General features: G+C 70.8%; 6 protein-coding genes and 2 pseudogenes. All 8 read left to right on the top strand.

Features of this window, described 5'->3' with window-relative positions:
- Nucleotides 1-414: pseudogene (locus QQK25_RS21985) on the top strand (hypothetical protein); the annotation flags it as partial.
- 86 nt (nucleotides 415-500) lie between these two features.
- Nucleotides 501-1,721 (top strand): c-type cytochrome, encoded by a 1,221-nt coding sequence (locus tag QQK25_RS21980; RefSeq protein WP_284189880.1) that lies wholly within the window; start codon nucleotides 501-503, stop codon nucleotides 1,719-1,721.
- A gap of 15 nt (nucleotides 1,722-1,736) precedes the next feature.
- Nucleotides 1,737-3,143, top strand: a complete 1,407-nt coding sequence (locus QQK25_RS21975; protein ID WP_284189879.1) for an FAD-dependent oxidoreductase — start codon at nucleotides 1,737-1,739, stop codon at nucleotides 3,141-3,143.
- A 181-nt stretch (nucleotides 3,144-3,324) separates the two neighbouring features.
- Nucleotides 3,325-3,591: a PepSY domain-containing protein gene (locus QQK25_RS21970; protein WP_284189878.1), complete on the top strand. Its 267-nt coding sequence runs from the start codon at nucleotides 3,325-3,327 to the stop codon at nucleotides 3,589-3,591.
- Between the two features lie 22 nt (nucleotides 3,592-3,613).
- Nucleotides 3,614-4,153, top strand: a complete 540-nt coding sequence (locus QQK25_RS21965; protein ID WP_284189877.1) for a cytochrome b/b6 domain-containing protein — start codon at nucleotides 3,614-3,616, stop codon at nucleotides 4,151-4,153.
- A gap of 46 nt (nucleotides 4,154-4,199) precedes the next feature.
- Nucleotides 4,200-4,511, top strand: a complete 312-nt coding sequence (locus QQK25_RS21960) for a PepSY domain-containing protein (RefSeq protein WP_284189876.1) — start codon at nucleotides 4,200-4,202, stop codon at nucleotides 4,509-4,511.
- 3 nt (nucleotides 4,512-4,514) lie between these two features.
- Complete coding sequence (locus tag QQK25_RS21955) at nucleotides 4,515-5,180, top strand: response regulator transcription factor (RefSeq protein WP_284189875.1); 666 nt, start codon at nucleotides 4,515-4,517, stop codon at nucleotides 5,178-5,180.
- Between the two features lie 10 nt (nucleotides 5,181-5,190).
- Nucleotides 5,191-5,673, top strand: a pseudogene (locus QQK25_RS21950) (sensor histidine kinase); the annotation flags it as partial.

Raw genomic sequence — 5,673 nt, 5'->3', positions numbered from 1 at the left:
GTCGCCGGGCTGGCGGGGATGATCGTGGGCGCGCTGATGCTGGCCATGCTGCCGGCGGCGGCGGGCGTGGCCGGCTACGTGGTGCCCATCGCCCTCCTCACCGCCAGCTACGCGCTGTTCCAGACCGCCAACAACACCGCGGCGATGACGGCGGTGGGCGGGGAGCAGCGCGGGGCGATGTCCGGCATGCTCAACCTGTCGCGCAACCTGGGGCTGGTCACCGGGGCGTCGGTGATGGGGGCGGTGTTCGCGCTGGCGGTGGGCACGCCCGACATCGCCGGTGCTGCGCCGGCAGCTGTCGCCAGCGGCATGCAGCGCACCTTCGGCGTGGCCGCCGGGCTGCTGGTCGTAGCGCTGGGGCTGGCGGCGCGGGCGTGGCTGCCTGTCCGCCGAACCCCTGGCGGACACCGTTAAGGTTCGCTTAATCCCTGCTCCTGATAATCGCTGCATGGCTTCTCACCGGAGAAGCGCACAACAACCAGCGACAAGGGAGAGTTTTCATGCAGATACGCGCGTCGTTCGCCCGCTTTTCGTGGGCGGGGATCCTCGCCGGCACGCTTGCCACGGCATTGACGGCTTGTGGCGGAGGCGGTGGCGGCGGTTCCAGCAGCACCACCGCCGCGCCGGCTTCGGTCAGCCTGTCCGGCACCGCCGTCGATGGCTACCTGAAAGAGGCCAGCGTCTTTCTCGACGTGAACGGCAACGGCCTGGCCGACAGCGGTGAGCCCACAACCACCACCGACGACAGCGGCCGTTACCGACTCGACGCCAGCACGGTGTCTGCGCCCATCGCCGGGATGCGGGTGATCGTCACCGGCGGCATCGACACCGACACCGGCTACGCCTTCGCCGGTCGCCTCAGCGCCCGGGCGGAAGGCGCCACCAGCGGCCAACTGGTGTCGCCCCTGACCAGCCTCATCGACGCGCTGGTGGCCCAGGGGCTCAGCCTTGATGCGGCCCGTGCCCGGGTGGCATCGGCCCTCGGGCTGAGCGTGGCCGATCTGGCCACTGATCCGCTGACGGTACTCGCCAGCCAGCCGGCCCTGTACACCCGCCAGCTTGCCCTGCAGCGCGCCGTCCAGCTCCTCGCGAGCGCCAACGCCGGCAGCACCGAGACGGCCTACGCGGCCCAGGAGCGGATGCTCCGCGCCGTCGCCGGCGTGGTGGCCGCCCAGAGCGGCTCCGCCACGGTGGGCGAGCTGGTCGCCCGGGTGAGCGCCAGCCAGAGCGCCTCCGCCCGGGCCCTGGCCGACGCGGTCGAGGCCTCGGTGGATGCCGCCCTGCGCAGCCCCGGCGGGCAGGCCAGCGCCAAGGCGGTCGTGAAGGCCATGGACCAGCTGCGCAGCGAGATGGAAGGCAGTCGCGACTTCGACCTCACCCGCGCCGCCGCCCGGCTGGACGAGCGCAACCAGCTCGCCGCCTACAGCCAGCTTGCCGGCAGTGGCAGCAAGAGCGACGCGATCAACACCCTGACCCGCCGCGCCGGCACCACCACCACCGTCACCCAGCCGGCCAGCACCGCCGGACGCCTGCTCGCCTCCAACTGCTTCCAGTGCCACGGCACCGGTGGCGTGGGCGGCTTCGAGCGCATCCGCGGTTCGGACGCCGCCGAGGTGAAGGAATACCTCGGCAAGTCGGCCCGCGGCGACATCATGGCGGCCCACGCCCAGGGCTACACCAGCGCCCAGCTCGACGCGATCATCGCCTACCTCAAGCAGTAAGCACCGGAGACTTTCATGCCCAAAGCCATCAATCCTTCCCGGCGTCGCCTGCTGCTGCTTGCCGGGGCTGCCCTCGGCAGCGGTGCCCTCGGCGGCATCGCCCACTTCGCCCATGCCGATTCCGACGGCGACGACAGCGACAAGCATTTCGAGGACAGCGCCAACACCAGCTTCACCCTCGCCAGCACCGGCCTCGTGGCCCGGGTGGTGGTGGTGGGCGGTGGCATGGCCGGCGCCACCGCCGCCAAGTACCTGCGCCTGTGGGGCGGCAGCGGCCTGCAGGTCACGCTGGTCGAGCCGAACGCCCGCTACACCTCCAACATCATGAGCAACCTGGTGTTGAATGGCAGCCGCAACATCGCCACCCTCGGCTACACCTACGACAGCCTCGCCGCCAAGTACGGGGTGACGGTGAAGGCCGCCCGCGTCACCGCCATCGACAGCGCCGCCCGCAGCCTCAGCCTGTCGGACGGCAGCAGCCTCGCCTACGACCGGCTGATCCTCGCACCCGGCGTCGAGTTCTCCGACGCCTACGGCCTCACCCAGGCCGACTACGCCACCCGCACGCCCCACGCCTGGCAGGCCGGCGCCCAGACCACGCTCCTGGCCAGCCAGCTCGCCGCCATGCAGGACGGCACCTTCGTGATGACCATCCCCAAGGCGCCTTACCGCTGCCCGCCCGGGCCCTACGAGCGGGCCTGCCTGGTGGCCGATTACCTCAAGACCTACCGGGGTGCCGGCTCGCGGGTTGTGGTGCTCGATGAGAACGCCACCATCCAGGCCGAGCGCGAAACCTTCACCCATGCCTTCGGCGTTACCCACGCCGGGGTCATCAGCTACGAGGCGGGCGTCACCGGCATCACCATCGACCCGCTGACCCGCCGGGTGAGCTATCTCGATGCGGTCGGCGCCCCGCGCACCATCGACGCCCAGGTGGTCAGCCCGATTCCGCCCCACCGGGCCAGCGGCTCGGCGGCCGGGGGCTGGCTCGCCGCCGCCGGGCTCAACAACAGCGCCGACGGGCGCTGGTGCGTGGTGGATGTGCTGAGCTACCAATCCACTGCGGTGGCCGGCATCCACGTGATCGGCGACGCCGCCAGCTGCGGCATGCCCAAGGCCGGCCACGTGGCCAACCAGGAAGCCAAGATCTGCGCCGACGCGATCATCCGCCTGCTCGCCGGCCAGCAGCCCGACCCGGCGCCGGTGGCCAACTCGGCCTGCTACTCGCCGATCACCGCCACCACCGCCTCGTGGCTCACCGCGGTGTATCAGTACGACAGCGCCGGCCGGAAGATGGTGCTGGCGGCCAACGGCGGCAACCCGGTGGGCGCGACGGCCATCGAAGCCGCCTCGGTCAGCAACAGCAACTTCCGCCAGATGGGCACCTGGTTCAACACCCTGATGGGCGACAGCTTCGGCTGATTGCAGTCTGCCGCGCCCGCGTCGTCCGCAGCCCGTGCCATCCGCACGGGCTGCGGCGTTCTGGCAGGCAAGAAGCGATGGGCGCCCGGAGGCTTTCAGCTTCCGTTCAGGCACCCGCTGCCACACTCCCTGTCAGGCGTCGTGATCCGACGTACCCCATCAACCTGTGGAGATCTCCAACATGAAACTGCTGCCCACCACCCTGTTTGCCGCCTTGACCGCCTTCGTCGCCACCGCCGCCATCGCCGGCCCCACCTGCACCGCGCCCCAGGAAAAATGGATCAAGGTGCCGGATTTCAAGGCCCGCCTCGAGGCCGAGGGCTACCAGATCAAGACCTTCAAGATCACCTCCGGCAACTGCTACGAGATCTACGGCCACGACAAGGCCGGCAAGAAGGTCGAGATCTACTTCGACCCCCAGACCGCCGCCGTGGTGCTGGCCCGCTGAGCGCCGCCGCGAGCCCCCGATCATGAACGCACACTCCTCCGGCCAGCCCGTCCGCGTGTGGGACCCGTTCGTCCGCGTCTTCCACTGGAGCCTGGTGGCCTGCGTGCTCCTCAACTTCGTCGTCGAGGAGGGCGAGGCGCTGCACCAGGCGTTGGGTTACGCCGCCAGCGCGCTGGTGGGCGCACGCATCCTGTGGGGCTTCGTCGGCACCCGCCATGCGCGCTTTGCGGATTTCTTCCCCACCCCGGACCGCCTGCGCCGTCACTTTGCCAGCCTGCTCGCCGGCCGGCGCGAGCACCACGTGGGCCACAACCCGGTCGGCGCGCTGATGATGCTGGCGCTGATGGCCTTCGTGCTGCTGCTGGGCCTCACCGGCTACATGCAGACCACCGACATGTTCTGGGGCGACGAGTGGCTGGAGGAAGTGCACGAGGCGCTCGCCTCCACGCTGCTCGGCCTCGCCGGCCTGCACGCCGCCGCCGCCATCATCATGGGCCGGCTGGAGCGCACCAACCTGATCGGTGCCATGATTACCGGCATCAAGCTGCGCCGGGATCGCTGAAGCGCCGCCGTCCTGCCCCGACCCGACATCGCAAGGAGTCCCGACCATGAAAATCCTGTCCCTCATCCTCGCGGCCGCCGTGGCCGTCGGCGCCTCCCTCGCCCTCACCGCCCAGGCCGGCGACAGGGCCCGGGCCGAGGACGTCCGCCAGCTGCGCGAAAGCGGCAAGATCCTCCCGGCCGAAGAGATCATCGTGCGCGCCCGCAAGATCCAGCCCGGCCAGCTCGTCGGCCTCGAGCTGGAGCGCGAAGGCGGGCGGATGATTTACGAGATCAAGCTCATCGACAACGCCAACAAGCTCCACAAGCTCGAACTCGACGCCGCCTCCGGCGAGCTGCTGAGCCACCGGGAAAAGTAAGCCATGCGGCTGCTGATCGTGGAGGACGAGGCCAGCCTCGGCCGCAGCCTCCAGGCCCGCTTCACCGACCTCGGTTACGCGGTGGACCTCGCCCCCAACGGCATCGACGGGGCCCACCTGGGCGCCACCGAACCCTACGACGCGGTGATCCTCGACCTGGGCCTGCCCGACAAGCCGGGGCTCGCGGTGCTGCAGGAATGGCGCGCCGCCGGCCACCGGATGCCGGTGCTCATCCTTACCGCCCGCGACGGCTGGGCCGAGCGGGTCGAGGGGCTGCAGGCCGGCGCCGACGACTACCTGGGCAAGCCCTTCCACATCGAGGAGCTGATCGCCCGCATCCAGGCCCTGCTGCGCCGCGCCGCGCCGGTGCAGGACACCCGGCTCCAGGTGGGCGCCTGGCAGCTCGACGAGGGGCGCCAGTGCCTGGTGGATGGCGACGGGCGGCCGACGACGCTCACCGCCACCGAGTTCCGGCTGCTGCGCTACTTCATGCGTCACCCGGACGTGGTGCTCTCCAAAACACACCTGGCCGAGCACGTGTACGACTACGACGGCGAACGCGACAGCAACGTGATCGAGGTTTACGTGTGCCGCCTGCGCAGCCTGCTGGGCAACGCCCGCATCGAGACCCGGCGCGGCCAGGGTTACCTCTTCCGCAGCCAGCCATGAGGGTCGCCCGATGAGCTCCCTGCGCCGCCGGCTGTCCCTCACCCTCGCCCTGGTGCTGATCGCCGCCGGGGCGCTGCTGGCCGTGGGCCTGCAGGATTTTCCGCGGCGGCTGGTGGAAGACTACGTGGCCGGCCGCCTTGGTCACGACGCCGATCTGCTCTACGTGCGGCTGGCGGATGCCGTTGCGGCGGCCGATCCGGGCGCCAGCGAGCTCGACCCGGCTCGCGTCGGCAGCGCCGGCCCGGCCTACGAGCTGCCCTTGTCGGGGCATTACTTCCTGATCGAGCGGGGCGACCAGCGCATCCGCTCGCGCTCCATGTGGGACGAGGCGATTCCCCTGGCCGACGCCGGCGCCGCGCCGGGCGTGATCCGCCGCCAGGACGGCCCGGCCGGGCAGTCGCTGCTGGTGGTGGCCAAGCGCTTTCCGGGCGTGGGCAACGCGGCGCCGGTGACCGTCACCGTCGCCGAGGATCTGGCCGGGCTGGACGCCGCG

The sequence above is a fragment of the Zoogloea oryzae genome (assembly GCF_030161255.1).
Taxonomy (GTDB): domain Bacteria; phylum Pseudomonadota; class Gammaproteobacteria; order Burkholderiales; family Rhodocyclaceae; genus Zoogloea; species Zoogloea oryzae.
This window is presented reverse-complemented; position numbering and strand designations above follow the sequence as displayed.